Source organism: Paracoccus sanguinis (assembly GCF_900106665.1).
Taxonomy (GTDB): Bacteria; Pseudomonadota; Alphaproteobacteria; order Rhodobacterales; family Rhodobacteraceae; genus Paracoccus; species Paracoccus panacisoli.
Genome location: NZ_FNNA01000002.1, coordinates 760,753 through 787,370, shown reverse-complemented (window position 1 = coordinate 787,370; position 26,618 = coordinate 760,753). Strand labels below are relative to the sequence as shown.

Here is a 26,618-nt window from a genome sequence, read left to right as displayed (position 1 = left end):
CGTTGGTCGCCTCGCCGCGACTTGTCTGATTGAGCGCACACCGGCGGGGCGGATTGCCCCGCCTCGCACGCGGCGCCATTGAGAGCGTCTTAAGCTCCCTGCGAGCTGCCTCCCGCGGTGGCGGGGGGCGTGGACGCTCGCCTCTGCGATTGGGTGGCGGCGCTGCCGCGACTCACCGTCGCCCGCGGTGCCCTCGCCCGAGACACCCGGCCGCCCACCACACCCGCGCTTCGCCAACCGCCGGTTCCCATGCCCCCGGCGGTCTGCTATTTCAGAGGCGGACAACCGCGATTGGGGGCAGGGTGGGCTGGCGATACCGCATAGGCGTGGCGATGCTGCTGGGCCTGCCGCTCGCGGCAGAGGCCGCAGGCGTGGCCGCCGCGCCGGACGGCTCGGTGATGCTCGTGCCCGCCACGCCCGGAGCGGCCGCGCCGACGCCCGGGGCAGCCGCGCCCACCCCCGCCGAGGAAGCGCCCACGCCCGCGGCCTCGCCAGACACCGCCCCTCCCGCGCCGCAGGCTGAGGTCCGCCCGGACCCCGGGCTGCCGCCGGAGGACGGCGCGGCCGGCGCCGCGCCTGCGCCCGCACCCGCGACCGCTGCCGAGCCAGCACCCGCGACCGGCACGCCCGCGACCGCTGCCGCACCCGCGCCCGTTGCTGAGCCCGCACCCGCAACCGCTGCCGCACCCGCGACCGACACGCCCGCACCCGCAACCGACACGCTCCCGCCCGCCACCGCCGAGGCGTCACCCGACCCCGCGCCCCCCACTGACGCCGCCGCGGCGGCGAACGCCCCGGCGCGCGCCGCCGATCCGGCGCCCGAGGCGCCCGCCGACCCCACCACGCCCGCTCCGCCCCCCGCCATGGCCGGCCCGCACCAGCCCGCCGACACCCGCACCGAGCGCTGCACGGCGGACCGGCGGAGCTGCATCAAGGTCGCCTCCTACGTCTCGGACGTCTGCACGGTGATCGAGCGGGCCGCGACCGAGAACCGGCTCGACCCCAACTTCCTCGCCCGCCTGCTCTGGAAGGAATCGATGTTCGAGCCCGAGGCGGTCTCGCCGGTCGGCGCGCAGGGGATCGCCCAGTTCATGCCCGAGACGGCGCGCATCCGCCGGCTCGATGACCCGTTCAACCCGGCCAAGGCCATCCACGCCTCGGCCGACTATCTGCGCTACCTCATCGACGGGTTCGGCAACATGGGGCTCGCCGCGGTCGCCTATAACGGCGGCGAGGCCCGGGCGCTGCGCTTCTACAACGGCGGACAGGTGCTGCCCTACGAGACGCAGGACTACGTCGAGGCGATCACCGGCCACAACGCCTGGAAATGGCGCGACGAGCCGCCCGGGACGCTCGACCTGCGGCTCGACAAGGACCGGCCCTTCCGCGAGGCCTGCATCAAGCTCGCCGGCAACCGCGCGCTCAAGGAGTTCACGACCAAGCAGCGGGCGTGGCCGTGGGGCGTGATCCTCGCCTCGCACCCCAAGCAGTCGGGGGCGCAGAGCCAGGTGAGCCGGCTGAACCGGCAACTGCGCCCGATCCTCGGCGGCAAGCGGGTGAGCTACGTGCGTAAGACGATGACCGGCTCGGGGCGCAAGGTCTACACGGCCCAGATCGGCTATTCCTCGCGCGGCGAGGCCAACGCCTTCTGCAACCAGTTCCGCGCCCTCGGCGGCCGCTGCATCGTGCTGAAGAACTGAGGCACGCGCCGCCTGTCGCCCCCAACCGCCTGCGCGTCGCGTTCCAGTTCGCGGAACGCGCCCCGGGCCTCCTCCGCGCCCCCGGGGTTCCGCGATGTGATACGGGCGGCGCCCCCCGGCACCGCCCGCCTCCATCTTCTTTCAGCCTCATATTCTGCGACCGCGCCCCGAGGCGCGGCGCCGGGATCACTCTTTCCAGTGCACCTTGGTCAGGTCGTTGGCCGGCGAGGGCGCGTTCTCCCACAGGCCCTCGATCCGGGCATCGGCCACGCCGGTCTTGGCGAGCTGGAAGAGGAACGCCACCGGGTGATCGTCGGCCAACATCTCCTGCGCCTCTTTCAGGATCGCGCTGCGCTCGGCCGGGTCCAGCGCCGCCTTGAGCTTCTCCATCAGCGCGTTGAAGGCGGGGTTCTGATAGCCGATGTAATAGCCTTCGCGGGCATAGATGCCGATGTCCATCGGCTCGACGTGGCTGATGATGGTCAGGTCGAAATCGTGGTTCTTGTAGACCGTCTCGAGCCACTGGGCCCATTCCATGTTGGTGGTCTGGGTCTCGATCCCGACCTCGCGCAGCTGCGCCGCGACGATCTCGCCCCCGCGCCGGGCATAGGGCGGCGGCGGCAGGGCGAGGCGCAGTTTCAGCCCCGACACCCCCGCCTCGGCCAGGAGCGCACGCGCCTTCTCGGGGTCATGCGGCGAGCGGTCGAGCAGGTCGACGTAGTCCGGGTGATGCGGGGCGAAGTGGCTGCCGATCGGGGTGCCATAGCCGAACATCGCCCCGTCGATGATCGCCTGCCGGTCCACGGCCAGCGCGATCGCCTCGCGCACCTTGGGATTGTCCAGCGGCGCATTGCGGTTGTTCATCGACAGGATCGTCTCGCCCTCGGTCGTGCCCACGATCACCTTGAAGCGCGGGTCGGCCTTGAGCTGGTCGAGCGTCTCGGGCGCGGGATAGATCGGGAAGGCGTCGACGTCCCCCGCCATCATCGCCGCGAAGGCCGCCGTCGGATCGGCGATGAAGCGGAACGTCGCGGTCTTCAGCGCCGGTTTCTCGCCCCAGTAGCCGTCAAAGGCGGTCAGCGTGACGTGGTCGCCCTGGGTCCACTCGCCCAGCTTGAAGGGCCCGGTGCCGACCGGCTTCGTCGCCGCATCCGCCGCCGAGGCCGGGTCCATCATCACCGCGTCGCCCCAGGCCATCTTCCACGGGAAATCCGCGTCCGGCGCCTTGAGCGTCACCCGCACGAGGTCGGGGGCCACCGCCTCGACCGCCTCGATGTCGGCAAACAGCGCCTTCTGCGCGTTGACCGAGTCGGGCGCCCGCGCGCGGTCGAGCGAGAACACCACGTCCGAGGCGTCGAAGTCCGCGCCGTCGTGAAACTTGACCCCGCCGTGCAGCTTGAACTCGTAGACCTTGCCGCCCTCCTTCGCCTCCCAGCTTTCGGCGAGGGCGGGGGCGATGCTGCCGTCGGGGGCGAAGCGGGTCAGCGCCTCGAAGAGGTTGGCATAGGTGATCTCGTCGATGGCGGCGGCGGCGTTGGCGGTCGGGTCGAGGCCCGGCGGTTCGAGTACCATGCCCAGCCGGATGGCGTCCTGCGCGGCAAGCGCCGGCCCCGAGATGAGCGCCACGGCGGCCGCGGTGGTCAGCAGAAAACGTTGAAACATCGGTCCCCTCCGGGGGGCGGCACGATGCCGCCCGCTGCGGGGGAAGCTTAGGCGGCGCGGGCGCGCCCGATCAAGCGCGGCGGCGCTGGGGCGGGATGATCTGCTGGGCGATCCCGGCCAGCATCAGCCACAGCGAGCTGACGACCAGCCCCCAGAGCGCCCAGCTTTGCGGGTGGAACCCGACCGCGATGGCCCAGCCGGCCGAGACGACCCAGGCGATGGTCATCGGCAGCGAGACGGCCCGCCAGCGCTCGGTCCGCACCGGGTGGATGAACTTGACGGGCAGGAACATCGCCACGGTCAGCGCCACGACGATGATGGCGATCACCCAGAACGAGGGCTTGAGCGCGAAGAGCACCAGCACCACCATGTTCCAGCAGGCCGGAAAGCCCGAGAAGCTGTTGTCCACCGTCTTCATCCGGGTGTCGGCGAAATAGATCACCGAGCCGTAGACGATGGCGATGATGCAGAGCCAGCCGGTCCAGCCGCTGAGCAGCCCCGACTTGAAGAGCGCATAGGCCGGGATGAACACGTAGGTCAGGTAGTCGATGATGAGGTCCATCAGCACCCCGTCATGCGTCGGCCAGTTCTCCTTGACGCGGTAGCGGCGCGCCAGCGGGCCGTCGAGCCCGTCCACCACCAGCGCCACGATCAGCCAGGCGAACATGGTGGACCATTTCCCGTCGACCGCGGCGAGCAGTGCGAGCATCGACAGGACGGCCCCGGTGGCCGTGAACAGATGAACCCCAAGGGCCTTGAGACGCAAATCCATCCCGCCTTGTGTCACCGCCCGTGCGGGCGCGCAACCGTGGCCGCACGAGGGGCGCTCGCCCCGGGACGACCGGAGGGCAGGGGACGCGGCGCGCTGCCTCCTGCGGCCCCCATCGCCTCGAGAGCGGGCGGCATCGCACGATAAGGGGCGCGGCCCAGGCCAGTTTCTCCTCTGACCCAAATATCCCGGGGGACGCGTCCGGCACGGACGCGGGGGGCAGAGCCCCCGCGACCGGTGGCCCTCACGCCTCGGGGATGGGCAGGGCGGTGGTGGCCTTCATCTCCTCCATCGACAGCAGCGCGGTGACGTTCTGGATCCGCACCTCGGAGATCAGCGACTGGTAGAAGCGGTCATAGGCGCGGGCGTTCTTGACCATCACCTTGAGGATATAGTCGATGTCGCCGGCCAACCGGTGCGCCTCGATCACCTCGGGGCGGGCGCGGACCGCGGCGAGGAAGCGCGCGGCCCAGTCGGCGTCGTGCTCGGTCGTGCGGATCAGCACGAAGAAGCACGCCTCGAGCCCGAGCGATTCGGCATCGAGCAGCGCCACCTGCCCGCGGATCACCCCCTGCTCGCGCATCCGCCGGATGCGGTTCCAGACCGGGGTGCGCGAGGCGCCGATGCGGGTCGCCACCTCCTCCAGCGGCAGGCTCGAATCCTGCTGGAGAAGGGAGAGTATCTTGCGGTCAGTGTCGTCCAGCCGGACGGGCGTTTGCGGCGTCTGCGCCATGAGGAATATTTTTCCGATTGAGGGGGAGGCGGGGGGAGGGACGGTCTTATTTCCGCCGGAGACTGGCGGAATGCAACATGATTTTCCTATTATCTGGTCATTGCCGAAAGGGTCTGACGATGTCCAAGAGCTTCACCCCCTCGCCCGCCACGCCCGCGGTGCTGACTGCCAACACGCTGCGCGACGGGCGCTGCGTGTGGATGGGGGCGGGTGGCTGGACCACCGACCCGCGCGCGGCGACGCTCTATGAGGACGCGGGGCTGGCCGAGTTCGCGCTGCTCGAGGCGCAGGCCCAGGGCCACGTCGTCGTCGGCCCCTATCTGATCGAGGCGAACCGCACCGCCGACGGCCGTGCCGCGCCCGCCCATTTCCGCGAGGCCTTCCGCCACAGCGGCCCGACGACCGAGCCCGCCGCCCGCGCCGCGCAGGCCGCCGCCAACTCCGCCGACCCCTTGACCGCCCCCCTGACCGCCCCCCTGACCGCCGAGGCCGCCCATGTTTGACGCAGCCCCCCACGACACCGCCCGCCAGGATACCGACGGGCAGGCCTACCTGCGCCATCGCGCGGCCCAGTTCCGCGCGCAGGTGGCGCGGCGGCTCGACGGCAGCCTGACCGAGGACGAGTTCCGGCCGCTGCGGCTGATGAACGGCGTCTACCTGCAGCTGCACGCCTACATGCTGCGGGTGGCGATCCCCTACGGGACCATCTCGCCCGACCAGATGCGCGGGCTCGCGGCTATCGCCGACCGCTGGGACCGCGGCTACGGGCATTTCACCACCCGCCAGAACATCCAGTTCAACTGGCCGGCGCTGGTGGACATCCCCGACATCCTCGACGCGCTGGCGGATGTGGGGCTGCACGCGATCCAGACCTCGGGCAACACGATCCGCAACGTGACGACCGACGCCTTCGCGGGCGCCGCCGCCGATGAGGCCGACGATCCGCGCCCCTGGGCCGAGCTGCTGCGCGTCTGGTCCACCGACCACGCCGAGTTTCAGTTCCTGCCGCGCAAGTTCAAGATCGCCGTCTCGGGCGGGGCGAAGGACCGGGCGGTGATCCCGGCCCATGACATCGGCCTGCGGCTCAAGCGGCAGGACGGGGCGCTGGGCTTCGAGGTGTGGATCGGTGGCGGCCTTGGCCGGACGCCGATGCTGGGGCAGGTGGTGCGCGACTTCCTGCCCGCCGCGGACCTGCTGCCCTACGTCGAGGCGATCCTCGCCGCCTACAACCTGAGCGGCCGGCGCGACAACAAGTACAAGGCGCGGATCAAGATTACCGTGGCCGAGCGCGGGCTGGACGTGATGCGCGCCGAGATCGAGGCCGAGTTCGCCCGCCGCCGCGCCGTCTTCCGCGGCGTGGACACGGCGCTGCTCGAGAGCCTGCGCGCCCGCTTCGCCCCGCCCGCCTTCCGCGAGGTGGACGCTGCGGGGTATGAGGCCGCGCGCGCCGCCGACCCGGCGTTCCGGTCCTTCACCGACACCAACCTGTCGCCCCACCGGGTGCCGGGCCATGCGAGCGTCACCGTGACGCTCAAGGCCGCCGGCGCCACGCCGGGCGACGCGACCTCGGAGCAGATGCGCACCCTCGCCGACTTGGCCGAGCGGCACGGCTACGGCGACCTGCGGATCGCGCATGACCAGAATGTGGTGCTGCCGCACGTCCCGCTCGACGCGCTGCCCGCGCTTTACGCGGGGCTGCGGGCGGCGGGGCTTGCCACCGCCAACGCGGGGCGGATCACCGACATCGTGGCCTGCCCGGGGATGGATTTCTGCACCCTGGCCACCGCCCGCTCGATCCCCGTCGCGCAGGAGATCGCGGCCTATGTCCGCGCCCGCGACCTCGACGACGAGATCGGGGCCTTCGACCTGCGCATCTCGGGCTGCATCAACGCCTGCGGGCATCACCACCTGGGCCACGTCGGCATCCTCGGGCTGGATCGCGCGGGGGTCGAGAACTACCAGATCACGCTCGGCGGCGACGGCTACGATGCGCCTGCGATCGGCGAGCGCGCCGGGGCGGGCTTCCCCTACGACCAGGTGGTGCCCGCCATCGGGCGGCTGCTCGACGCCTATCTCGCCGTGCGCGAGACGCCGGACGAGCGGTTCATCGACGCGCTGCGCCGGCTGGGGCCCGCGCCCTTCAAGGCCGCGCTCTACCCCGAGGCCGCCCATGCTTGACCTGACGCTCGAGGACCGGGCGCGGGCGCTCAACGACCGCTACCGCAACCACGCGGCGGTGTCGGTGCTGCGCCATGCGCTGGCCGACCCCGACCTCGGCCGGGTGGCGCTGGTGTCGTCATTCGGCGCCGAGTCGGTGGTGCTGCTGCACATGCTGTCGGTCGCGGCGCCCGATACGCCGGTGCTGTTCGTGGACACCGGGATGCTGTTCCCCGAGACGCTCGCCTATCAGCGCGAGATCGCCGCGCGGCTGCCGCTGACGGACATCCGGGTGATCCGCGCCTCGGACGACGAGATCGCCGCCGCCGACCCCGGCGGCACGCTGAACCAGCGCGACACCGACGCCTGCTGCAACGCCCGCAAGGTGGTGCCGCTCGAGCGTGCGCTGGCGGGGTTCGACGGCTGGATCACGGGGCGCAAGCGCTTTCAGGGCGGGCAGCGGGTCGAGCTCGAGTTCTTCGAGCCCGAGGCGCCCTCGCGGCTGCGGGTCAATCCGCTGGCGCACTGGCGGGCGCAGGACGTGGTCGAGTACATGGACGAGAACGCGCTGCCCCGGCACCCGCTGGTGGCGCGCGGCTACCCCTCGATCGGCTGCGCGCCCTGCACCTCGCCGGTGAAGCCGGGCGAGGACCCGCGCGCCGGGCGCTGGCGCGGCTCGGCCAAGACCGAGTGCGGCATCCACTTCATCGGCGGCAAGATCGTCCGCGGGCCGCTGGCGCCCGAGGCGGTGCCTGATGCGGTGCCCGAGCCCGCACCCGCCCCCGAGCCCGTGCCCGCCGCCGCGATCAGCCCCGTTCCCACCGATTCCGTCCCGACCCAGCCCGAGGCCCCGACGATGACCCCGACCCCGCGCCCCCGTGCCGACGCCGACCCCGTGGCGCCCCTGCCGGCGTCCTCGGCCACCATCGTGACCCTGCCCGGCGCCGAGGCGGCCGACGCCCCGGTGCTGGTGCGCGACGACGGCTTCCACCCCGTCGAGGGCACGCCGGACGTCAGCCTGCCGCCCGACACCGATCCGGCGAGCCTCGGCCAGCATCTCGGCGCGGCGCTGATCGCGGTGGAGTTTCCGGCGATGACTGACGGGCGCGGCTTCTCGCTCGCCCGTATCCTGCGCGAGCTGGGCTATGCCGGGCGGCTGCGCGCCACCGGCGGGCTGATCGCCGACCAGTATGCGATGGCCCGCCGCGTGGGCTTCGACGAGGTCGAGATCCCGGCCGCGCTCTCGCGCCGTCAGCCGGCCCCGCAGTGGCTCGCCCGCGCCGACTGGCGCGACTGGGACCACAGGTCGCGGCTCGCGGGCTAGAAGCCCGGGCCGCTTTGCACTAGATATTCCGGGACACTGATATGACGCTGGATTTCCCCGTGGCCGATGACACCGCCTCGAACCCGACCGTTGGGCAAGCTGCCCCCGCGGCCAAGCCCGCCTCGACCGCGGCGCTGATGCCCGATGCGCAGACGGTGACGGCGGTGCACCACTGGACCGACCGGCTGTTCTCGTTCCGGGTCACGCGGCCGGCCAGCCTGCGCTTCCGCTCGGGCGAGTTCGTGATGATCGGCCTGCCCGACGACAACGGCAAGCCGATCCTGCGGGCCTACTCCATCGCCTCGCCCAACTGGGACGAAGAGCTCGAGTTCTACTCGATCAAGGTGCCGGACGGGCCGCTGACCTCGCGGCTGCAGCACATCCGCGAGGGCGACCAGATCATCCTGCGGCCGAAGCCGGTGGGCACGCTGGTGCTCGACGCGCTGCTGCCCGGCAAGCGGCTATGGTTCCTCGCCACCGGCACCGGCATCGCGCCCTTCGCCTCGCTCATGCGCGACCCCGAGACGTTCGAGCGCTACGAGCAGGTCATCATGATGCACACCTGCCGCGAGGCGGCCGAGCTGGATTATGGCCGCGAGCTGGTGGCGAACCTGCATGGCGACGAGCTGCTGACCGAGGTGTTCGGCGCCGATTTCGACAAGCGGCTGATCTATTACCCGACGACCACCCGCGAGGCGACCGCGCGGATGGGCCGGATCACCGACAACCTGACCTCGGGCAAGGTCTTCGCCGACCTCGGCCTGCCGGCGATGAACCCGGCCGAGGACCGGGCGATGGTCTGCGGCAGCCTCGCCTTCAACGTCGACGTCAAGGCGGTGCTGGAAGGCTTCGGGCTGCGCGAGGGCGCCAACAGCGACCCCAAGGAGTTCGTGGTCGAAAAGGCCTTCGTCGGCGACGGGATCTGATGCCCCTGCGGGTGCGGGCGCTCGACCACCTGGTGCTGACCGTGACCGACATCGAGGCCACGGTTGCGTTCTATGAGGCGCTCGGGATGACGCGGGTCCGCTTCGGCGAGGGGCGGGTGGCGCTGGCCTTCGGGGGCCAGAAGATCAACCTGCATCAGGCCGGCGCCGAGATCGCCCCCCATGCCGCCCACCCCCGCCCCGGCAGCGCCGACCTGTGTTTTCTGGTCGAGGGCGACGTGGCGGACCTCTCCGCGCATCTCGCCGCAGCCGGGCTGGCCGTCGAACTCGGGCCGGTGCCGCGGACCGGGGCGCAGGGGCCGCTGACCTCGGTCTATCTGCGTGATCCCGACGGCAATCTGGTCGAGCTGAGCGTCCCCGCCGCGCCCTGATCCGCGGCCCGCCGGCGGCCGCCGCCCCCGTCTCCGGCCAGAGACTCCCCCGCGGGTCCTTGCGCCAGAAAGGTGCGCCCCACCCGCCTCTGGCTCCAAGGCCGCCGCAGGGGCCGGCGTTGACACCCCCCGCCGGGGTGCCCATGTTCCCCGCCCGAATCGTCCCCCGGAGAGCCCCATGCCCGTCGTCGTCGTCGAATCCCCCGCCAAGGCCAAGACGATCAACAAGTATCTGGGCGACGACTACACCGTCCTGGCCTCGTTCGGTCACGTCCGCGACCTGCCGCCCAAGGACGGCTCGGTCGATACCGACGCCGATTTCGCCATGACGTGGGAGGTCGCGGCGGACTCGAAGAAGCACGTCAAGGCGATCAAGGATGCGCTCGCCCGCGACCCGAACCTGATCCTCGCCACCGACCCCGACCGCGAGGGCGAGGCGATCTCGTGGCACCTCAAGGAGGCGCTGGCGTCGTCGCTGAAGAAGGCGCAGGTGAGCCGCGTCACCTTCAACGCCATCACCAAGAGCGCCGTGACCGAGGCGATGGCCCACCCGCGCGAGATCGACCAGCCGCTGGTCGACGCCTATCTGGCCCGCCGGGCGCTGGATTACCTCGTCGGCTTCAACCTCTCGCCGGTGCTGTGGCGCAAGCTGCCCGGCTCGCGCTCGGCGGGGCGGGTGCAGTCGGTGGCGCTGCGCATCATCGTCGACCGCGAGATGGAGATCGAGGCGTTCCGGGCCCGCGAATACTGGTCCGTCCACGCCGCGCTCGCCACGCCCTCGGGGGCGCCCTATCAGGCGCAACTGGTCAGCTACGCCGGCAAGAAGCTCGAGCGGTTCGACCTCGCCGACGCCGAACGCGCCGCGCTTGCGGTGGCCGCGGTGGAAAGCCGCGACCTGACCGTGACCTCGGTCGCCTCGAAACCCGCGAGCCGCAACCCGTGGCCGCCGTTCATGACCTCGACCCTGCAGCAAGAGGCGTCGCGCAAGCTCGGCATGGGCGCCAAGGCCTGCATGGGCGCGGCCCAGCGGCTCTATGAGGCGGGCTACATCACCTACATGCGGACCGACGGGATCGACATGGCGCCCGAGGCGGTGATGGCCGCCCGCGATGCGATCAAGGCGCGGTTCGGGGCGGACTACCTGCCGGCCTCGCCGCGGATGTACAAGAACAAGGCCAAGAACGCGCAAGAGGCGCATGAGTGCATCCGTCCGACCGACATGATGCGCTCGCCCGACAAGCTGTCGGCCGAGCCCGAGCAGAAGCGCCTTTACGACCTGATCTGGAAGCGCACGCTGGCGAGTCAGATGGAGGCCGCGCGGATGGAGCGCACCACCGTCGAGATCGGCTCGGCCGACGGCCAGGTGGGGCTGCGCGCGACCGGTCAGGTGATGCTCTTCGACGGGTTCCTTCGGGTCTATGACCAGGGCCACGACGACGGCGAGGACGGCGAGGACAGCGCCCGCCTGCCGCAGATTGCCCAGGGCGAGCCCGCGGCCAAGGTCGCGGGCGGCTTCGCGGGGGAGCTCGACGCCGGGTCCGAGGGGCTGGTCGCCGACGCCGCCCGCGCCGTGCTGGGCCGCCAGCATTTCACCCAGCCCCCGCCGCGCTATACCGAGGCGACGCTGGTCAAGCGGATGGAGGAGCTCGGCATCGGCCGGCCCTCGACCTATGCCTCGATCGTCACCACGATCCAGGACCGCGACTATGTGCGCAAGGACAAGAACCGGCTGATCCCCGAGGATAAGGGGCGGCTCGTCACCATCTTCCTGACCAAGTACTTCCCGCGCTACGTCTCATACGACTTCACCGCCGACATGGAGGGCGAGCTCGACGACATCTCGTCCGGCTCGCGCGAGTACCGCGAGGTGCTGCGGCGGTTCTGGCGCGACTTCACCGCGGCGCTGGCGGGGACGAGCGAGCTGCGCATCTCCGAGGTGCTGACGGCGATCGACGAGGCCTTGGCGCCGCATCTCTACCCGCCGCGGGCGGACGGGGGCGATCCGCGCGAATGTCCGCTCTGCCACCGCGGGCGGCTGAACCTCAAGACGGCGCGCTCGGGCGGGGCGTTCATCGGCTGCTCGAACTACCCCGAGTGCCGCTACACCCGGCCGCTGTCGGGCCCCGAGGGCGAGGCGCTGGGCGACGCGGTGCTGGGCACCGATCCCGAGGGCCGCGAGATCAGCCTGCGGAACGGCCGCTTCGGACCTTACGTCCAGCGCGGCGAGGCGACGGCCGAGGTGCCGAAGCCGCCGCGCGCCTCGATCCCCAAGGGGTGGGAGGCGGCGGGCGTCGACCTCGAGCGGGCGCTGATGCTGCTGGACCTGCCGCGCGAGATCGGCCCGCACCCCGAGGACGGGGTGGTGGTCGAGGCCGGGATCGGGCGATACGGGCCGTTCGTCAAGCACGGGTCGAAATACGCCAACCTGCCCGAGGTGGACGAGGTGTTCACCATCGGCATGAACCGCGCGGTCGAGGTGCTGGCGCAGAAGGCCTCGCGCGGGCGGGCGCCGGCGGCGGCGCCGCTGGCGGAACTGGGCGAGCACCCGGACGGCGGGCCGGTGCAGGTGCTGAATGGCCGGTTCGGGCCTTACGTCAAGTGGGGCAAGGTCAACGCCACCCTGCCGCGCGACATGGCGCCCGAGGCGGTGACGCTCGAGGCGGCGCTGGAGCTGATCGCGGCGAAGGCGGCGAAGGGCGGCAAGGCGCCGCGCAAGGCGGCGGCGAAGAAGCCGGCGGCGAAGGCCAGCACAACGAAGGCTGGTGCGGCGAAGAAGCCTGCGGCCAAGAAGACCACGGCGAAAGCCGGGACGGCCAAGGCCGCCGCGAAGAAGCCGGCGGCCGGCAAGGCGGCGGCCACGTCGGATGCCGCAGAGGATGCGGCGCCGGTCAAGGCCGCGGCGAAGAAGCCCGCCGCCAAATCCGCGACCAAGGCCAAGCCCGCCGCCAAGCCCAAGGCGGCCAAACCCGCCGACCCCGCCGACTGACCGCCGATCCCCGAGCGGGGCGCCCCGCGCCCCCTCCCACGGCCTGACATCCCCCAAGGCGCCCGCCAACCCGCCCCGCCGGGACGGCGCGCCGCGCCCGCCTCGGGCTGGACCCAAATATCCCCGCCGGAGGCTCCTGCCCGCGCCACCCGCGCGCCGGTCGGGGCTGCGCGCGGCGGGCGCCTCACGCCATCGTGCCGCCGGGCGGGTTGTCCGTGGCGGGCGCCTCACGCCATCGTGCCGCCGGGCGGGTTGTCCGTGGCGGTGGCTCGGCCTACCCCTCAAGGGGAACGCGCAACCCTGAAAGGGATATCACATGCGGACTTCTGCCCTGATCCTCGCCGCGCTCTGCGCCGCCGCGCCTGCGCTGGCCGAAACCCCTGCGCCCAAAGCCGCGCCCGCCGCCGCGCCTGCCGCCCCCGCCGCGGCGGCCGCCCCGGCTGCCACCACCCCGCCCTCGACCGAACCGGCGCCGGGCGACAGCATCGAGGCGGTCAGCTACGCCTGCGCCGGCAACAAGATCCTGCACGCGGTGTTCGTGAACACCGCCGGCGGGTCGAGCTTCGCCACCATCCTCCAGCAGGACGAGCTGATCCCGATGCAGATCGCCGTCTCGGCGTCGGGCGCGCGCTACACCGCCATCAACCCCGACTACACCTACGAGCTGGTGACCAAGGGCGACTCGGCCGATCTCTACGCCACGACCAACGGCAAGGAAGAGCGGGTGCTCGAGGACTGCACCGCCTCGAACTGAGGCCCCCGCCGCACCATCCGCCCCGCCGCCCGACGCCGCGGCGGGGCGCGCCTGCCCGGGCCACCGCCCGACCCGCAGGGTGCCCCCGACGTGCGCGCCCCCTCGCCCCCCATCGCCTAAGTGACGCTGCGTTGACACGCCCTTTCCCCCCGTGCAGAACCGGGCGTGACCGGGATTTGGGGACAGGCGGGGGGCCATGCAGAAGATCTACGACAACGCCGACGCAGCACTCGAGGGGGTGCTCAAGGACGGGATGTCCATCGCCGCGGGCGGCTTCGGCCTCTGCGGCATCCCCGAGCTGCTGATTGCCGCGATCCACAAGGCGGGGGTGAAGAACCTCACCATCGCGTCGAACAACTGCGGCGTGGACGGGTTCGGCCTCGGCATCCTGCTCGACAGCAAGCAGATCGCCAAGATGCAGTCCTCGTACGTGGGCGAGAACGCCGAGTTCATGCGCCAGTATCTCTCGGGCGAGCTGGAACTCGAGTTCAACCCGCAGGGCACGCTGGCCGAGCGGATGCGCGCCGGCGGCGCCGGCATCCCCGGCTTCTACACCAAGACCGGGGTGGGGACGGTCATCGCCGAGGGCAAAGAGGTCAAGAATTTCGACGGCGAGGACTACATCCTCGAGCGCGGGATCGTCACGGACCTCTCGATCGTCAAGGCTTGGAAGGCCGACGAGACCGGCAACCTCGTGTTCCGCAAGACGGCGCGGAACTTCAACGTGCCGGCGGCGACCTGCGGCCGCATCTGCGTGGTCGAGGTCGAGGAGATCGTGCCCGCCGGTTCGCTCGACCCCGATCACGTCCACCTGCCGGGGATCTACGTCCACCGGCTGATCCAGGGCCAGCACGAGAAACGCATCGAACAGCGCACGGTGAGGAAGCGGCCCGAGGCCGCGGCGGCGACGAACGGGGGGAACGCCTGATGGCCTGGGACCGCAACCAGATGGCGGCGCGGGCCGCGCAGGAGCTGCAGGACGGCTGGTACGTCAACCTCGGGATCGGCATCCCGACGCTGGTGTCGAACTACATCCCCGAGGGGGTGCACGTCACGCTGCAGTCCGAGAACGGGATGCTCGGCATGGGCCCCTTCCCCTACGAGGGCGAGGAGGACGCCGACCTCATCAACGCCGGCAAGCAGACCATCACCGAACTGCCGCACTCGGCCTATTTCGACAGCGCCCAGAGCTTCGCGATGATCCGCGGCGGCAAGATCGCCATGGCCATCCTCGGCGCGATGGAGGTGGCCGAGAACGGCGACCTCGCCAACTGGATGATCCCCGGCAAGCTGGTCAAGGGCATGGGCGGGGCGATGGACCTCGTCGCCGGCGTCGGCCGCGTGGTGGTGGTGATGGACCACACCAACAAGGCGGGCGAATCCAAGGTGCTGCGCGCCTGCACCCTGCCGCTGACCGGCAAGGGCGTGGTGGACCGGATCATCACCAACCTCGGCGTGCTCGACGTGGTGCCGGGCGGGCTCAGGATCGTCGAATGCGCCGACGGCGTGACCGAGGCCGAGCTGCGCGCCGCGACCGAGGCGACCATCGTCTCGTAAGCGGCTGGGAGGGGCGGCTCATGCGGCGGCAACTGCGCTGGACCGGCTGGGACGGGCAGGGGCTCGACCATTGCGACGTCACTACCGGGCCGGACGGGCTGACGCTCGACGGGGTGGTGGCGGGACAGCGCGGCAGCCTCTACGGCGCGCATTACCGGGTCCGCACGGATGCCGCGGGCGCCACCCGCGAGGTCTGGCTCTGCTATACCGGCGGCCCGGCGCTGAAGCTGCGGGCGGACGGGCAGGGGGCCTGGATCGACGCCCTGACCGGGGCGGCGATCCCGGCGCTCGACGGCTGCCTTGACGTCGACATCGGGGTGACGCCCGCCACCAACGCGCTGCCGATCCGGCGCCTCGGCCTCGCCGCCCGACAGTCGGCCGAGATCGCCGTGGCCTATGTCCCGCTGCCCTGCCAGATCGAGGGCGCCTTCGCCCCCACCCGCGCGGCGCAGCGCTACACCTGCCTCGACGAGGGCCGCTATCGCTACGAGGGGCTGTTCCGCCACTTCACCGCCGAGCTGCCCGTCGACGCGGACGGGATGGTGCGCGACTACCCGGGCTACTTCCGCCGCCTGCCGGAGCCGGGGGCGTGACGGCTGCGAGGCAGGGCGCGTGAGGGGGCGGGGCGCGTGAGGGGGCAGGGCGCGATGACGGCCGACGAGATCGCGGCGCTCTTCACCGGCGCGGACGGCAAGTTCCTGTGCGCCCGGTGGGGGCGGCCGGTGGCGCCGGTGGTGTTCGGGCTGGACGATGCCTCGCTGACGGTGTTCCGCGCCGCGATGGCGGCGGCACTGGCCCATGCGCGGCACCCGATGGCCGAGACCGACCCCGAGATGGGCGCCAACCTCATGGTCTTTGCCGTGCGCGAGTGGGCGGAGCTGGCCGAGCTTCCCGACCTCGACCGGCTGACCGGGCGGGCCGGGCTGCCCGCGCGGCTGGCCGAGGGGGGCGCCGACCGCTACCGCCTGCTGCGCTTCGACGCGGACGGCGGCATCCGCGCCTGCCTGAGCTTCCTGCGCCTCGGCGGGGCGCTGGCGGGCGCCCATCCCGCGGCGCTGGCCGAGGACGTGGCGGTCAACGCCCTGCTGAGCTTTGCGGCCCACGTCACCCCCACGCCCGACCTCGCGGCGCTGATCCGGGCGGCCTACGACCCGCTTCTGCCGCTGGCGGCGACGGACCCGGCGCACGCGCTGCGGCTCGCGGCGCGGATGTAGGCGCGGCGCGTTCGGGCGGCGGCTGCGCGGGTGGTCAGGTCGGCTGCCTCCGGCGGGGATATTTGGGTCCAGCCCGAGGGGAGGGGCGGGTGCTTGCCACCCCACGTGGGGCGTGGTTTAGGGCGGGTCATGTCCGACACGACCCCCACCACGACCCCCTCGGCCCATCGCCTTTCCGTCCGCGTCTATTACGAGGACACCGACCTCGGGCAGGTGGTCTATTACGCCAACTACCTCAAGTTCATCGAGCGGGGCCGCAGCGAGTGGCTGCGCGCGGCGGGCGTGGACCAGAGCCGGCTTTATGCCGAGCACGGGCTGGGCTTCGTCGTCCGCCGGGTCGAGGCCGACTATCTGCGCCCCGGCCGCTTCGACGACCTGCTCGAGGTCGTCACCCGGCCGGTGGGGCTGGACGGGCCGCGGATGCTGCTCGACCAGTCGGTCGAGCGTGACGGCACGGTGCTGTTCACTGCCCGCGTGACGCTGGTCTGCGTGGATTTGTCGGTCATGCGCCCGCAGCGCCCGCCCGCCGCCGTCGCCGCGGCGCTGGGGGTCTGAGGGGCGCCCCGCGGCAGCGGTGTGCCGCCGACGCGGCGTCCCCCGCACGCAACTGTGTTGCGCCAAGGCTGGCCTTCCGCGACCCTCTTGCGGCAAAACGCCGCCCATCGCGCGGTCATCCGACCGCCCGGCCCATGGCAAGGGGACAGACCGCATGGACACCGTCGCTCTCGGCGCGCCCACCGATTTCTCGCTGATCGCGCTGTTCCTGCGCGCCACGCTGACGGTCAAGATCGTCATGGTGCTGCTGGTGCTGGCCTCGGTCTGGTCCTGGACGATCATCATCCAGAAGCTGCTGGTGCAGACCGCGACCCGCCGCGACACCGCGGGCTTCGACCGCCGCTTCTGGTCGGGCGAGCCGCTCGACGACATCTTCGACCGCATGAACGGCCGCGCCCGCGGCGCCGCCGAGCGGGTGTTCACCGCCGGCATGACCGAGTGGCGGCGCTCGCAGAAGGATGACGGGGCGCTGATCCCCGGCGCCTCGTCGCGCATCGACCGGGCCATGTCGGTCGCCATCAACCGCGAGAACGACCGCCTGACCCGCGGGTTGCCGTTCCTTGCCACGGTAGGCTCGACCGCGCCGTTCATCGGGCTCTTCGGCACCGTCTGGGGGATCAAGACCGCGTTCGAGGGGATCGCGCTCAGCCAGAACACCAGCCTGGCCGTGGTCGCCCCCGGCATCGCCGAGGCGCTGGTAGCGACTGCGCTGGGCCTGCTCGCCGCGATCCCGGCGGTGGTGTTCTACAACAAGCTCGCCACCGACGCCGACCGCATCACCGGCGCGCACGAGGCGTTTGCCGACGAGTTCTCGACCATCCTCTCGCGCCAGATCGAGGACAGCTGATGGGCGCCGGACCCCTGCCCGGCAAGGGAAGCCGCAAGACGGCCCTTGCCGGCGCCGCGCAATCGGGCCGCCGCGGGCGGCGCCGCAGCGCGCCGATGGCCGAGATCAACGTCACCCCCTTCGTGGACGTGATGCTGGTGCTGCTGATCATCTTCATGGTCGCCGCGCCGCTTCTGACTGTGGGCGTGCCGCTGCAACTGCCGCAGACCGCCGCCGAGGCGGTGCGGGCCGAGCCGGAAGAGCCGCTGACCGTCTCGATCCCCGCCGATGGCCCGCTGGTGCTGATGACCACGACGGTTCCCGAGGACGAGTTCGTCACCCGCCTGCGCGCGGTGGCGGCCGAGCGCGCCTCGCCACGGATCTATCTGCGCGCGGACGGGGCGGTGGCTTACGCGCGGGTGATGCAGGTGATGGGGGCGCTGAACGCCGCCGGCTACCACGACATCGTGCTGGTGACGGATGCGGGCGGGCCGACGATGGACGCCGGTGCGCCGGGGGCCGTCCAGCCCGCAGCCGTCCCTGCCGCCCAGCCCGCAGCCCAGCCCGCCGCCCCTTCCGCCACGCCTCCCGCCGTCCAGCCCCAGCCGGGCGCCCCGGGGAATGGCTGATCCCTTCCCCCCGACCGAGGCGCGCGAGCGCCGGATCGGCGCCTGGATCTCGGGCGTCGCGCACGCCGGGCTGATCGCCTCGGTGGCGCTGGGGGGCGCGCTGTTCCGCGCCCCGCAGGCCCCGGCGATCCGCATGGCCCCGGTCGAGACGATGAGCTCGGTCGAGTTCGAGGCGATGGCCGCGGCCAGCCGCGGCGCGGGCCCGGTGGGCGACACCGCCAGCGCCACCCCCGCCCAGCCGCGCCCGCCCTCGGCCGAGGTCGTGGCCGGCGGCCCGGTCGCCATGTCACCGCCCGCGCCGAACGCTGATCCGACCGCGCTGCCCGCGCCCGAGGTGTCGGGCGAGGCGGCGCCGAATCTCTCGGACCTGCAGGTGCCGCAGACGCCGGTCGCGGTGGCGACGGTGGCGCCCTCGCCGCAGCAGCCCTCGACCGAGACCGAGGCCTCGCCCTTGGGCGCCGTGGTCGCGGGGCTGGCGCAGCCGCGCCCGACCGGCGCCGCCCCGACGCTCGAGCAGCCGCCGCCGAGCGCGCCCGACATCCCCGACGTGCCGCCGCCGCCCCCGGCGCTGACCAGCTCGCGCGCCCCCTTCGACGTGGCCGCGGCGCGGCAGCGTCTGGCCGAGCGCGCCGCGGCCGAGGCCGCCGCTGAAGCGGCGCGGCAGGCGGCGGCCGAGCAGGCAGCGGCCGAGGCCGCCGCAAGGCAGGCTGCCGCGCAGGCGGCGGAGCGGGAAGCCGCAAAGGCCGCGGCCGAGGCCGCCGCCCAGGCCGAGGCGCAGCGCCTTGCCGCCGAGGCCGCCGCCCGCGCCGAGGCCGAACGCGCCGCCGCGGCCGCCGCCGCCGAGGCCGAGGCGGCCGAGCGCGCCGAGGCCGAGGCCCGCGCCCGCGAGGAAGCCGAGCGCCAGGCCGCGCTGGACGCGGAACGGCAGGCGGAAGCCGAGCGCCAGGCCGAGGCCGAACGGCAGGAAGCCGAGCGCCAGGCCGAAGCCGAGCGCCAGGCCGAGGCCCGCGCCGCCGAAGAGGCCCGCCGCGCCGCCGAGGCCGAAGAACAGCGTCGCGCCGAGCAAGAGCGCCGCCGCGCCGAGGAGGAGGCCGCCGCCGCCGCGGCCGCCGCCGCGCTCGCGCAGGCGGCCGAGGCCGAGCGCGCCCGCGCCGAGGCGCAGGCCCGCGAGGAGGCCGAGGCCCCCCGCATCGCCCCGGACGAGCCCGACGCCCTCACCCAGGCGCTCGAGGAGGCGCTGGGCCCGACCCCGCCCGGCGCCGGCTCGGATGGCGGCGGCGGGCGGGCGAGCGCCGGCCCGCCCCTCTCGCGCGGGGAAAAGGACGGGCTCAGGATGCAGATCGAGGCCTGCTGGAACATCGGCTCGCTGTCGCGCGACGCGCAGCGGACGGCGGTGACGGTCGCCTTCGAGATGACGCCCGCCGGGATGCCCGATGCCGAGACGGTGCGGCTGGTCGGCGCCGAGGGCGGCTCGGACGCGGCCGCCGCGCAGGCGTTCGAGGCGGCGCGCCGGGCGATCCTGCGCTGCGCGCTGCAGCAGGACGGCTATCGCCTGCCGGCCGAGAAATACACCCGCTGGCGCGAGATCATCATCGAGTTCCGCCCCCAGGGCGGGGCGCGGATCCGCTGACCGCATGGCCGAAAGCACAGCCCGCCCCGCATGGCGCCGGGCCGCAAACGAGATTAAGGAGACGCGCATCATGACCCTCGCCCAGATGACCCCGCGCCTGCCCGTCCTGTCCGTGGCCCTCGCCGCGCTCATGGCGCTGCCGCCGCTCACCCCCGCGCTGGCGCAGGATGCGGTGCCCGCCGCGGGGCTCGCTGCCGACGAGGACCAGGGCCCGCTCAGGATCGAGATCACCGGCGGCCAGGTCGAGCCGATGCCGATCGCCGTGGTGCCGTTCTTCGACGAGGGCGGGGCGGGGACGCTCGCCGCCGACATCCAGCGGGTGGTGACGGCCGACCTGACCGGCACCGACCTCTTCCGCGAGATCCCCGAGGACGCGCAGGTGGCCCGCCCCGAGGGGTTCGAGGCGCCGGTGGCCTATCCCGACTGGCGCGCGGTCAACGCCGAGGCGCTGGTGACCGGGGCGGTGGCGCTCGACGGCGACAACGTGACGGTGAAGTTCAAGCTCTACGACGTGTTCTCGGGCCAGCCGCTCGGCGACGGGTTGCAGTTCGACGCCCCCCGCGCGGGCTGGCGGCGCGTGGCCCACAAGGTCGCCGACCAGATCTATGCGCGGATCACCGGCGAGACCGCCTATTTCGACAGCCGCGTGGCCTTCGTGTCCGAGACCGGGCCCAAGGACGCGCGCCTCAAGCGCATTGGGATCATGGATTACGACGGCGCCAACCCGATCTGGGTGACCGACGACGCCGATCTGGTCGTCTCGCCCCGCTTCTCGCCGGATGGCGAGCGGCTGCTCTACACCAGCTTTTCCAGCGGGATGCCGCAGATCATGCTGATGGACGTGGCCACCGTCCAGTCCCGGCCGCTGAAGATGGAGGCGGGGACGATGAGCTTTGCCCCGGCCTTCTCGCCCGACGGGCGCTGGATCGTCTATTCGCGCGAGAAGGGCGGCAACACTGACCTGTGGCAGATGGACGTGGCGACCGGCGCCGAGCGGCCGATGGTCGAGACGCAGGCGATCGAGACCTCGCCGAGCTTCAGCCCGGACGGCCGCCAGATCGTCTTCGAAAGCGACCAGTCGGGCGCCCAGCAGATCTATGTCATGCCCGCCGACGGGTCGGGCGAGCCGCAGCGGATCAGCTTTGGCGAGGGCAGCTATGGCACGCCTGCGTGGTCGCCCAAGGGCGATCTCATCGCCTTTACCAACCAGAACGGCGACAATTTCCACATCGGGGTGATGCGCCCGGATGGCACGGAAGAGAAAATGCTGACTGAATCGTTCCTTGACGAGGGCCCGACTTGGGCCCCCAATGGCCGCGTGGTGATGTTCACGCGGCAGACTCCGGGCGGGGACGGGGTGTCGAGGCTGCATTCCGTGGACGTGACGGGGCGCAACATGCGCCCGCTGGATATCGAAGGCGCGGCGTCGGACCCCGACTGGGGGCCGCTGCTGCCATGAACAATCGGTCGGGCGACGGGCCGCGGCGACCGCAGAGGGGCGTGGGTGAGATGATGAACGGGTTTCGGATCGGGGCTGCGGCCGCGGCGCTGGCATTGCTCGGGGCCTGCGCCCAGCCGCCCGCGCCGGTGGTCGTCGCCGACCCCTACGCCGGCACCGCCGGCGGCCCCGCCCGCTACACCGGCGAGGTGCGGGGCGGCAACCTGCCCGGCACCGCGACCGCGGCGGATTTCATCCGCACCGCCGGCGACACGGTGATGTTCCCCGAGAACGACGCCACGCTTGACGGCACCGCCCGCGCGACGCTGGTGCGGCAGGCCGCGTGGCTCAAGCAGAACGGCAGCTTCTCGACCGTGGTCGAGGGGCATTCGGACGAGAAGGGCACCCGCGAATACAACCTCGCGCTCGGCGCCCGCCGGGCCGGGGCGGTGCAGGAATACCTCGTCTCGCAAGGGGTCGAGGCCGGGCGCATCCGCACCAGCTCCTACGGCAAGGAACGGCCGGTCGAGGTCTGCTCGACCCCCGAATGCCAGGTCAAGAACCGCCGCGCCGTCACCATCGTCTCGCCCGGCGCCGGCGTCTGATGCGCCGCGCGCTGGTCCTGTCCGCGGTGCTGTCGGCACTCGCGTGGCCTGCGGCGGCGCAGACGGCGGTCCCCGCAACGCCTGCGCCCGCAACCGCGGCTCCGGCGGCTGACGGGCGGACGCTCGCCGACCTTCGCGCCGACCTCAAGGCGCTGGCCGCCGAGCTGAAGGCGCTCAGGGCCGAGCTGAACGCCTCGGGCGCGGCCGGCTTTCAGGCCGCGGGCGGCGACAGCGCCATCGACCGGATGAACGCGATGGAGCGTGACCTCGCCCGCCTCACCGGCGAGGCCGAGCGGCTGCGCAAGCGCATCGACCAGGTGGTGCGCGACGGCACCAACCGGATCGGCGACATCGAATTCCGCCTCTGCGAGATGGAGGACGGCTGCGACCTCGGCGCGCTGACCACGCCGACGCTGGGCGACCAGTCGGCGGGGACGGGCGGAGTCGTGGGCGGGGTCGTGGGCGGCCCCGTGGCCGCGCCCGGGCCCGCGACGGGGCACCCCGCCGGGGCCGATCCGGTCACGCCCTCTGCCGCCGTGCCGCTGACGGCCGCGGAACGGCGCAGCTTCGAGGCCGCGAGCGCGGCGATGCAGCAGGGGGATTTCCCCCGCGCCGCCGAGCTTTTCGCCGCCTTCGCCCGCACCCATGCCGACAGCCCCGCCGCCGCCGAGGCGCAGTTCCTGCGCGGCGCGGCGCTCGACAGCGCGGGCGACGCCAAGGGGGCGACGGCCGCGTGGCTGTCGGCCTTCGCCGCCGCGCCGACCGGGCCGCGCGCGGCCGACGCGCTGCTAGGCCTGTCCCGCGTGGCGGCCGTCGGCAAGGCGCCGAGCGCCGGCTGCGTCTATCTGACCGAGCTGACCACCCGCTTCGCCGGCACCCCGCAGGCCGACGAGGCCGAGCGCCGCAGCACCGCCGCCAACTGCGCCGCGGCGATGCAGGGCGAGCCTGCCGCGGTGCCCCCGGGCGCCGACGCAGAACCCGCCGCAGACCCCGCCGCCGATCCCGGTGCCGACCCCGAGGCCAGCGCCGACCCCGAGGCTGCAGCCGACCTCGCCGATGGCGGCTGACCCCGCGGGGGGGACGGACCCGCTCGGGCCCGCCGACCCGGAGGAGGCCGTCCGCGCCGAGCTCGACCGCCTCGCTGGGGCGCTGCCCGCGCTGGGGCTGGCGGTCTCGGGCGGCAGCGATTCCACCGCACTCCTGCACATCGCCGCGCCGTGGGCGCAGGCCCGTGGCGTCCGGCTGGCCGTGGCAACCGTCGACCACCGCCTGCGCCCCGGTTCGGGCGACGAGGCCGCCGCCGTCGCCCGCGCCTGTGCCGCGCTGGGGGTGCCGCACCGGGTGCTCGTCTGGGACCACGGGGGGCGGGCGCCGGCGGGCAACCTGATGGCGGCGGCGCGGGCGGCGCGGCTGCGGCTGCTCGCGGACTGGGCCGACGGGGCGGAGCTGGGCGCGGTGGCGCTGGGCCACACGATGGACGATCAGGCCGAGACGCTGGTGATGCGGCTCGGGCGCGGGGCGGGGCTCGACGGGCTCTCGGGCATGGCCGCCGCGCGGCAACAGGGCGGGACGCTGTGGCTGCGCCCGATGCTGGGGGTCCGGCGGGCGGCGCTGCGCGACTGGCTGACCGCCCGCGGCCTGGGGTGGAGCGACGATCCCACCAACGACGACCCGGGCTTCGACCGGGTGCGGGTGCGGCAGGCGATTGCCGCGCTCGACCTGCCGGTGCCGGGGCTGGCGCGTTCGGCCGCGTGGCTTTCCGAGGCGCGGGCGGCGCTCGCCGATCACGCCGCCACCGTGGCCGCGGGGGTAGAGGCAGACCGCGGGATGCTGCTGCTGCCGACCGCGGTGCTGGCCCAACCGGCCGAGACGCGCCGCCGGCTGATCGCCGCCGGGCTGCGCTGGGTCACCGGGGCCGACTATGCCCCCCGGGGCGACGATCTGTCGCGGCTGCTGGCGGCGCTGGCGGCGGGCGCCCCCGCGACGCTCGCCGGGGTCATCGCCCGCCCCCGCGCGGACGGGGTAGCCCTGCTGCGCGAGCCCGCCGCCGCGGCCCGCGCGCCCGCGGCCGAGGCCGGGGCGGACGGCTCGGCCATTTGGGACGACCGCTGGCGCCTTCTGGGGCTGCCGCCGGGCGCCCGCGTCACCGCCACGCCCCCCGCCGCGCTGGCCGCCCGCGACTGGCGCGGGGCGGGCCTGCCGCGCGTCGCGTTGCTCGCGGCCCCGGCCGTCGAGGCGGGCGGGCGCACCCTGCTGCCGCTGCTCGATCCGGGCGCCGGGGTGACCGCCACACCGCTGCGCGGGCGCGCCGATTGGCTCGCCATCCTGCGGGCGCATTGAACCCTCGCGCCCGAGCGCCTATTTTCAGCCGAAACCTGCTTTCCCCCCGCGGAGGATATGCCCTTGGGCAATGCGCGCAACATCGCCTTCTGGGTGGTCCTGTTCCTGATGATCCTGGCCCTGTTCAACGCCTTCGGCGGTGGCAGCGCGCAGATGAACAGCACCCAGATCAGCTATTCCGAGTTCCTCAAGCGCGTCGAGAACGACCAGGTGGTCGCCGCCACCATCGACGGCGAGCAGGTGATCGCCACCGGCAAGGACAATCGCCAGTACGTCACCGTGCGCCCGATGGGCGAGGACATCGCCGACAAGCTGATCGCCAATGACGTGGACGTGCGGGTCGAGCGCCAGCAGCAGTCCGGCTTCATGTCGCTTCTGGGCGTGTGGCTGCCCTTCATCCTGCTGATCGGCGTCTGGATCTTCATGATGAACCGGATGCAGGGCGGCGGCAAAGGCGGGGCGATGGGCTTCGGCAAGTCCAAGGCGAAGCTGCTGACCGAAAAGCACGGCCGGGTGACCTTCGACGACGTGGCCGGCATCGACGAGGCGAAGGAGGAGCTGGAGGAGATCGTCGAGTTCCTGCGCAACCCGCAGAAGTTCTCGCGCCTCGGCGGCAAGATCCCCAAAGGCGCGCTGCTGGTCGGCCCTCCGGGGACGGGTAAGACCCTGCTCGCCCGCGCCATCGCGGGTGAGGCGGGGGTGCCGTTCTTCACCATCTCGGGTTCGGACTTCGTCGAGATGTTCGTGGGCGTCGGCGCCAGCCGGGTCCGCGACATGTTCGAGCAGGCCAAGAAATCCGCCCCCTGCATCGTCTTCATCGACGAGATCGACGCGGTCGGCCGCGCCCGCGGCGTCGGCATCGGCGGCGGCAACGACGAGCGCGAGCAGACGCTGAACCAGCTTCTGGTCGAGATGGACGGGTTCGAGGCGAACGAGGGGATCATCATCATCGCCGCCACGAACCGCAAGGACGTGCTCGACCCGGCGCTGCTGCGTCCCGGCCGCTTCGACCGGCAGATCCACGTGCCGAACCCCGACATCAAGGGCCGCGAGAAGATCCTCAACGTCCACGCCCGCAAGGTGCCGCAGGGGCCGGACGTCGACCTGCGCCTGATCGCGCGGGGCACGCCGGGCTTCTCGGGCGCCGACCTGATGAACCTCGTGAACGAGGCGGCGCTGATGGCCGCGCGCATCGGACGGCGCTTCGTCACGATGGAGGATTTCGAGAACGCCAAGGACAAGGTGATGCTCGGCGTCGAGCGCCGCTCGATGGTGCTGACGCCCGAGCAGAAGGAAAAGACCGCCTATCACGAGGCCGGCCACGCCATCGTCGGGCTGTCGCTGCCCAAGTGCGACCCGGTCTACAAGGCCACGATCATCCCGCGTGGCGGCGCGCTGGGGATGGTGGTCAGCCTGCCCGAGATGGACCGGCTGAACTATCACAAGGACGAGGCCAAGCAGAAGATCACCATGACGATGGCCGGCAAGGCGGCCGAGATCATCAAGTATGGCGAAGAGGGCGTCTCGAACGGCCCGGCCGGCGACATCCAGCAGGCGTCGGCGCTGGCCCGCGCGATGGTCATGCGCTGGGGGATGTCCGACAAGGTCGGCGCGGTGGACTATGCCGAGGCGCACGAGGGCTACTCGGGCAACACCGGCGGCTTCTCGGTCTCGGCCAAGACCAAGGAGATGATCGAGGAAGAGGTCCGCGAGCTGATCGAGGAGGGCTATCAGGAGGCCCGCCGCATCCTCATCGAGAAGGAAGAGCAGTTCGAGCGGCTGGCCAAGGGTCTGCTGGAATACGAGACCCTCACCGGCGAGGAGATCGGCAAGGTCATCCGCGGTGAGGCGCTGGGCGGCGACGATGACACCCCGCCCTCGGCGATCCCCTCGGTCCCGGCGATCCCGCGGGTGCCCCCGGCGGGACAGGCGCCGGTGCCGACGGCCTGAGCTTTGTGAGAGGTTTAGAAAAGCCCCGGTTCGCGCCGGGGCTTTTTGCTGTGGTGGCGCGGGGGCGGGCTCCCCATTCAAGTTGAGCGCCGGTTGCTGTCCGGCGGTGCGCCACTCGGTGCCCGGTCGTGGGTCAGGGGCCTGGCGCCACGGGATGCGGTAACGCCCGATTCATAGGCGAGGCGCTGCGCGCCCCCTCGCCACCTCGCACCGCGTCAGGCGAGGCGCTCCGCGTAACGGTCGTGGACCACCCGGCTGATGAAGGTCGAAAGCCCCGCGCCGGCGCGGGCGAGGCGCGCCATGTGGTCGAAGTTGGCCTGACCCACCGACAGCACCGTATAGCGGTAAACCGCCCCGCTCTTGAACCGCACGTCGATGTGCGCGGGGCCGAGCGTGTAGGCCGCGACTCCCGAGGGGCCGTGCGGATCGGCATAGGGTGTCATCGGACCTCCGGCATCAGGGCAAGGCTCCGCC

24 protein-coding genes and 2 pseudogenes are annotated in these 26,618 nt (G+C 72.7%); 22 read left to right on the top strand and 4 right to left on the bottom strand.

Going from position 1 to position 26,618, the window contains the following annotated elements; all coding sequences use genetic code 11:
- Positions 1 to 332 precede the first annotated feature (332 nt).
- Positions 333 to 1,700 (top strand): lytic transglycosylase domain-containing protein, encoded by a 1,368-nt coding sequence (locus BLW17_RS18590; protein WP_074826542.1) that lies wholly within the window; start codon positions 333 to 335, stop codon positions 1,698 to 1,700.
- Positions 1,701 to 1,886: 186 nt separating this feature from the next.
- Here BLW17_RS18590 and BLW17_RS10275 read toward each other — a convergent pair whose 3' ends face one another.
- The 3 genes from BLW17_RS10275 to BLW17_RS10265 all read right to left on the bottom strand — a co-directional run bounded on the left by BLW17_RS10275 (position 1,887) and on the right by BLW17_RS10265 (position 4,864).
- Entirely contained in the window at positions 1,887 to 3,362 is a 1,476-nt protein-coding gene (locus tag BLW17_RS10275; protein ID WP_036735979.1) for an ABC transporter substrate-binding protein, read from the bottom strand.
- A 70-nt stretch (positions 3,363 to 3,432) separates the two neighbouring features.
- On the bottom strand, positions 3,433 to 4,134 hold the full coding sequence (locus tag BLW17_RS10270) for a CDP-alcohol phosphatidyltransferase family protein (protein WP_036705434.1): 702 nt from the start codon (positions 4,132 to 4,134) through the stop codon (positions 3,433 to 3,435).
- A gap of 241 nt (positions 4,135 to 4,375) precedes the next feature.
- On the bottom strand, positions 4,376 to 4,864 hold the full coding sequence (locus tag BLW17_RS10265) for an Lrp/AsnC family transcriptional regulator (RefSeq protein WP_036735982.1): 489 nt from the start codon (positions 4,862 to 4,864) through the stop codon (positions 4,376 to 4,378).
- A gap of 119 nt (positions 4,865 to 4,983) precedes the next feature.
- On the opposite strand from BLW17_RS10265, the gene BLW17_RS10260 reads away from it, so the two are divergent.
- From BLW17_RS10260 to ftsH, 21 genes and pseudogenes are all read left to right on the top strand, one after another.
- Positions 4,984 to 5,367, top strand: a complete 384-nt coding sequence (locus BLW17_RS10260; RefSeq protein WP_052176588.1) for a DUF2849 domain-containing protein — start codon at positions 4,984 to 4,986, stop codon at positions 5,365 to 5,367.
- On the top strand, positions 5,360 to 7,042 hold the full coding sequence (locus BLW17_RS10255; protein ID WP_052176589.1) for a nitrite/sulfite reductase: 1,683 nt from the start codon (positions 5,360 to 5,362) through the stop codon (positions 7,040 to 7,042). The genes BLW17_RS10260 and BLW17_RS10255 overlap by 8 nt, the downstream gene beginning before the upstream one ends.
- Positions 7,035 to 7,760, top strand: a pseudogene (locus tag BLW17_RS18140) (phosphoadenylyl-sulfate reductase); the annotation flags it as partial. The gene BLW17_RS10255 and the pseudogene BLW17_RS18140, both read left to right, overlap by 8 nt.
- Before the next feature lie 117 nt (positions 7,761 to 7,877).
- The gene (locus BLW17_RS18135) at positions 7,878 to 8,345 is read left to right on the top strand and encodes a DUF934 domain-containing protein (RefSeq protein WP_170835606.1); all 468 of its coding nucleotides are present in this window, start codon (positions 7,878 to 7,880) and stop codon (positions 8,343 to 8,345) included.
- 137 nt (positions 8,346 to 8,482) lie between these two features.
- The gene (locus BLW17_RS10240; protein WP_036735996.1) at positions 8,483 to 9,271 is read left to right on the top strand and encodes a ferredoxin--NADP reductase; all 789 of its coding nucleotides are present in this window, start codon (positions 8,483 to 8,485) and stop codon (positions 9,269 to 9,271) included.
- Entirely contained in the window at positions 9,271 to 9,660 is a 390-nt protein-coding gene (locus BLW17_RS10235) for a VOC family protein (RefSeq protein ID WP_211656935.1), read from the top strand. Before BLW17_RS10240 ends, BLW17_RS10235 begins: the two co-directional genes overlap by 1 nt.
- Before the next feature lie 178 nt (positions 9,661 to 9,838).
- A complete protein-coding gene (gene topA, locus BLW17_RS10230) occupies positions 9,839 to 12,646 on the top strand; it encodes a type I DNA topoisomerase (RefSeq protein WP_081969280.1) in 2,808 nt (935 codons plus the stop codon).
- Positions 12,647 to 12,962: 316 nt separating this feature from the next.
- Positions 12,963 to 13,400: an MliC family protein gene (locus BLW17_RS17790; RefSeq protein WP_139305974.1), complete on the top strand. Its 438-nt coding sequence runs from the start codon at positions 12,963 to 12,965 to the stop codon at positions 13,398 to 13,400.
- A 196-nt stretch (positions 13,401 to 13,596) separates the two neighbouring features.
- Positions 13,597 to 14,328 carry a CoA transferase subunit A gene (locus BLW17_RS10220; RefSeq protein ID WP_036712472.1) on the top strand — a complete coding sequence of 244 codons (732 nt, stop codon included), beginning with the start codon at positions 13,597 to 13,599 and terminating at the stop codon, positions 14,326 to 14,328.
- Positions 14,328 to 14,957, top strand: a complete 630-nt coding sequence (locus tag BLW17_RS10215; RefSeq protein WP_036705695.1) for a 3-oxoacid CoA-transferase subunit B — start codon at positions 14,328 to 14,330, stop codon at positions 14,955 to 14,957. The genes BLW17_RS10220 and BLW17_RS10215 overlap by 1 nt, the downstream gene beginning before the upstream one ends.
- A gap of 20 nt (positions 14,958 to 14,977) precedes the next feature.
- Positions 14,978 to 15,550 (top strand): putative glycolipid-binding domain-containing protein, encoded by a 573-nt coding sequence (locus BLW17_RS10210; RefSeq protein WP_036737018.1) that lies wholly within the window; start codon positions 14,978 to 14,980, stop codon positions 15,548 to 15,550.
- Positions 15,551 to 15,604: 54 nt separating this feature from the next.
- Complete coding sequence (locus BLW17_RS10205; protein ID WP_036736913.1) at positions 15,605 to 16,171, top strand: hypothetical protein; 567 nt, start codon at positions 15,605 to 15,607, stop codon at positions 16,169 to 16,171.
- 129 nt (positions 16,172 to 16,300) lie between these two features.
- Positions 16,301 to 16,726: a tol-pal system-associated acyl-CoA thioesterase gene (gene ybgC / locus BLW17_RS10200; RefSeq protein ID WP_036712860.1), complete on the top strand. Its 426-nt coding sequence runs from the start codon at positions 16,301 to 16,303 to the stop codon at positions 16,724 to 16,726.
- 154 nt (positions 16,727 to 16,880) lie between these two features.
- Positions 16,881 to 17,573 carry a protein TolQ gene (tolQ, locus tag BLW17_RS10195; RefSeq protein ID WP_036705851.1) on the top strand — a complete coding sequence of 231 codons (693 nt, stop codon included), beginning with the start codon at positions 16,881 to 16,883 and terminating at the stop codon, positions 17,571 to 17,573.
- Positions 17,573 to 18,070, top strand: a pseudogene (locus BLW17_RS10190) (ExbD/TolR family protein); the annotation flags it as partial. The gene tolQ and the pseudogene BLW17_RS10190, both read left to right, overlap by 1 nt.
- A gap of 103 nt (positions 18,071 to 18,173) precedes the next feature.
- Positions 18,174 to 19,811: a hypothetical protein gene (locus tag BLW17_RS10185; protein WP_074826536.1), complete on the top strand. Its 1,638-nt coding sequence runs from the start codon at positions 18,174 to 18,176 to the stop codon at positions 19,809 to 19,811.
- A gap of 130 nt (positions 19,812 to 19,941) precedes the next feature.
- Positions 19,942 to 21,270 carry a Tol-Pal system beta propeller repeat protein TolB gene (gene tolB, locus BLW17_RS10180; RefSeq protein WP_394318420.1) on the top strand — a complete coding sequence of 443 codons (1,329 nt, stop codon included), beginning with the start codon at positions 19,942 to 19,944 and terminating at the stop codon, positions 21,268 to 21,270.
- A gap of 53 nt (positions 21,271 to 21,323) precedes the next feature.
- Positions 21,324 to 21,854, top strand: coding sequence for an OmpA family protein (locus BLW17_RS10175; RefSeq protein WP_036705447.1), 531 nt, complete (start codon positions 21,324 to 21,326; stop codon positions 21,852 to 21,854).
- Positions 21,854 to 22,921 (top strand): tol-pal system YbgF family protein, encoded by a 1,068-nt coding sequence (locus BLW17_RS10170; RefSeq protein ID WP_036735396.1) that lies wholly within the window; start codon positions 21,854 to 21,856, stop codon positions 22,919 to 22,921. The genes BLW17_RS10175 and BLW17_RS10170 overlap by 1 nt, the downstream gene beginning before the upstream one ends.
- On the top strand, positions 22,911 to 24,194 hold the full coding sequence (tilS, locus tag BLW17_RS10165; protein WP_036735393.1) for a tRNA lysidine(34) synthetase TilS: 1,284 nt from the start codon (positions 22,911 to 22,913) through the stop codon (positions 24,192 to 24,194). The genes BLW17_RS10170 and tilS overlap by 11 nt, the downstream gene beginning before the upstream one ends.
- 63 nt (positions 24,195 to 24,257) lie before the next feature.
- Positions 24,258 to 26,144, top strand: a complete 1,887-nt coding sequence (ftsH, locus tag BLW17_RS10160; RefSeq protein ID WP_036735391.1) for an ATP-dependent zinc metalloprotease FtsH — start codon at positions 24,258 to 24,260, stop codon at positions 26,142 to 26,144.
- Positions 26,145 to 26,359: 215 nt separating this feature from the next.
- On the opposite strand, the gene BLW17_RS10155 is transcribed toward ftsH, so the two are convergent.
- Positions 26,360 to 26,587, bottom strand: a complete 228-nt coding sequence (locus BLW17_RS10155; protein WP_036735389.1) for a hypothetical protein — start codon at positions 26,585 to 26,587, stop codon at positions 26,360 to 26,362.
- Between the last annotated feature and the right edge of the window lie 31 nt (positions 26,588 to 26,618).